A 2821-nucleotide genomic window follows, 5' to 3' on the forward strand; every position below is an offset into this window, starting at 1 on the left:
AGCTGCGGCCGTTGCCGCCATGACCGCCGCCCGGCTTGCCGCCGAAACGTCGACCGCCGCCGTTACCGCCGCCCGGACGGCCGCGGCCGCCGGTGCCGCCGTTGCGCGGGGGTGCCTTGCGCGGCTCGAAACCTTCGATCACGTTGACCGGCAGCGGCGAGCGCACGAAGCGTTCGATGCGCTTGAGCGCGCCCTGTTCGGCGTGGTGCACGAGGCTCACCGCGGTGCCCGAACGGCCCGCACGGCCCGTACGGCCGATACGGTGCACGTAGTCTTCCGCGAACTTCGGCAGGTCGTAGTTGAACACGTGCGTGATGCCCGGGATGTCGATGCCGCGCGCCGCGACGTCGGTCGCGACCAGCACGCGCACACGACGCTCGCGCAGCGCACGGATCGTGCGGTTACGCGCGCCCTGCGGCAGGTCGCCGTGCAGCGCGGCCGATTCGAAGCCTGCGTCGGCGAGACGGCCGGCGAGCTGGTCGGCATCGATCTTGGTCGCCGTGAAGATGATCGCCTGGTCGAGCGCGTCGTCGCGCAGCAGGTGATCGAGCAGGCGATCCTTGTGATCGCGGTCGTCCACGTAGTGCACGGTCTGCGCGATGTTCGCGCGCGACTCGAGGCGCTGCTGGATCTCGATACGCTCGGGATCCTTCAGCAGGCGGCTCGTCAGCGAACCGATCTTGCCGTCGAGCGTGGCCGAGAACAGCATCGTCTGGCGCGTCGCGGGCGTCGCGGCGACGATCGTTTCGATGTCGTCGATGAAGCCCATGTCGAGCATGCGGTCGGCTTCGTCGAGCACGAGCATCTTCAGCTCGGACAGGTCGATACGGCCGCGTTCGAGGTGATCGAGCAGACGGCCCGGCGTGGCGACCAGGATTTCGGGGTTCTTCGCGAGCAGCATCAGCTGCTGGCCGTAGGCGACGCCGCCGAGGATGCTGACCGTGCGCAGGCGCTTCAGGTGCTTGCCGTAGGTCGACGCGGCGGTGGTGACCTGCATCGCGAGTTCGCGGGTCGGCGTCAGCACGAGCAGGCCCGGGCGCGCGACGGGTTGCGGGCGGCGCGCACGGCGGTCGCCCTGGTTCGGTTCACGCGGCGCGCGCGGTTGCTGCGCCTGTGCCTTCTGGAGCTGCGCGAAACGTTCGATCGCGGGCAGCATGAATGCAGCGGTCTTGCCCGAACCGGTCGGGCTCGAGACCAGCAGGTCACGGCCGGCGATGCCGGCCGGAATCGCGCGCTGCTGGACCGGCGTCGGCTTCACATAGCCGGCGGCCTGCAGCGCGGAGACGATCTCCGGCGACAACCCGAGCGACGCGAAGCTCGGCTCGTCCGACGCCGGTTCGACCGCGGCCGGTGCGGCGGCGTCGTCGAGACCGAGCGCCTGGTCGGCGATCGCGTTGAGCGGGCTGGAGTTGATGCTCGAAGTCATAACAATCCTTGAAACACAGTGGGTGAAACGTCGGCGCCAATCGCGCATACCCAAGTCGTCGGATTCAGCGAGCAAATCGGGAAACGGGTGCAATCCGCCGAACCGTCGGCGGATGAGGCATTAGAAGCTGTTTTGGGTGCGGCGCGCTTCAGGAGCGGGGCCGCCAGCCTGATAAGTGACGACCGCGAAGGTCGAAGCAGGAGGGGACAGGTTCTAAACCGGATTGGAGCTTAACGCTACGAGGCGTCGGGCCGGAACGGCTTGCGAGCCGAGCGCGGAGATGACGCAGCCAGCATTATAAAGAGATTTGCTGCGCTGCGCCACTGATTTGATTGCCTATTGCGACCGGGGGCGGCCGAAGGCTATTCGGTCAGGATGCCGTGCCGTTCTTCAGCGATTCGACGAGTTCGATGTACTGCTGCTTTGCCGCATCCTGCGACGTGCCCTTCAGCGCATCCCATGCGTCGTACTTGTATTTGCCGACGATGTCGGTGAAGCCCGGCTTGTCGCCATGGGCGTCGCCGTCGGTCGCCTGCTTGAAGAGCGCGTACAGGCGCAGCAGGGTCAGGTTGCCCGGCCGTTCCGTCAGTTGCTTGACGTCGATCTGGGCCTGGTCGAATTGGGCGGTGAGTTCGCTCATCGGGTGTCTCCGTAAGGGTTTCAGGTCGGGCGATCTTAACAAGCGGACTGCCGCGCGGGGTCGAGCGATCCTTCCAAACCGCCGCCGGGCGTGCGCGTGCGCACGGATCGGGCCCGATCGCCCGTGGGAGCGGGGTGCCGCATTACAATGTCGCCCATGACGCAAACAGTGCTCCTCGCCATCGATACGTCGACCGAATACTGCTCGGTCGCGCTGCTGCGCTCGGCCCACGCCGATGACGCCGTTTCCATCCCGCAAACCTGGGTCCGCCACGAGCTGACGGGCGCCGTGTCGAGCACGCGCGTGCTGCCGGCAATCCAGGCGCTCTTCGCCGAATCGGGGCTGACGCTCGCCGATTGCGACGCGATCGCGTTCGGCGCGGGCCCCGGCTCGTTCACGGGCCTGCGCACCGCGACGGGCATCACCCAGGGGCTCGCGTTCGGGCGCGGGCTGCCGGTCGTGCCGATCGGCACGCTGCTCGCGTGCGCCGAGCACGCGCGGCTGCGCGCCCCCGGTACGACCCGCGTCCTCGCCGCGCTGGATGCGCGGATGGACGAAGCCTACTGGGCGGACTTCGCGTGGGACGAAAGCGCCGGCGACTGGCTCACGCTGCATCCGGCTTCGCTCGATGCGCCGGGTGCGGTCGGCGTGCCCGACACGCCGTTCACGCTCGCGGGCAACGCGGCTGCCGCGTTCGGCGCGCAGTTGCCGGCCGCGGCGCACGCGGCCGTGATCGACGGCGACGCGATGCCGCA

General features: G+C 68.6%; 3 protein-coding genes. 1 reads left to right on the forward strand and 2 read right to left on the reverse strand.

The window, feature by feature from the left end; genetic code table 11:
- Positions 1-1426 (reverse strand): DEAD/DEAH box helicase (locus tag DPV74_RS40505; RefSeq protein WP_162923309.1); only part of this gene is annotated, 1426 nt, incomplete at its 3' end.
- A 370-nt stretch (positions 1427-1796) separates the two neighbouring features.
- Positions 1797-2066 carry an acyl-CoA-binding protein gene (locus tag DPV74_RS40510; protein ID WP_011352486.1) on the reverse strand — a complete coding sequence of 90 codons (270 nt, stop codon included), beginning with the start codon at positions 2064-2066 and terminating at the stop codon, positions 1797-1799.
- A gap of 147 nt (positions 2067-2213) precedes the next feature.
- Here DPV74_RS40510 and tsaB point away from each other — a divergent pair.
- On the forward strand, positions 2214-2821 hold a 608-nt coding region (gene tsaB / locus DPV74_RS40515), incomplete at its 3' end, for a tRNA (adenosine(37)-N6)-threonylcarbamoyltransferase complex dimerization subunit type 1 TsaB (protein WP_119339225.1).

The organism is Burkholderia sp. HAN2018, from assembly GCF_024704855.1.
GTDB lineage: Bacteria > Pseudomonadota > Gammaproteobacteria > Burkholderiales > Burkholderiaceae > Burkholderia > Burkholderia cepacia.

What these genes read in the sequence shown, in the direction of transcription:
- DPV74_RS40510 (WP_011352486.1), bottom strand. Translation starts at nt 2,066, where the DNA reads ATGAGCGAACTCACCGCCCAATTCGACCAGGCCCAGATCGACGTCAAG.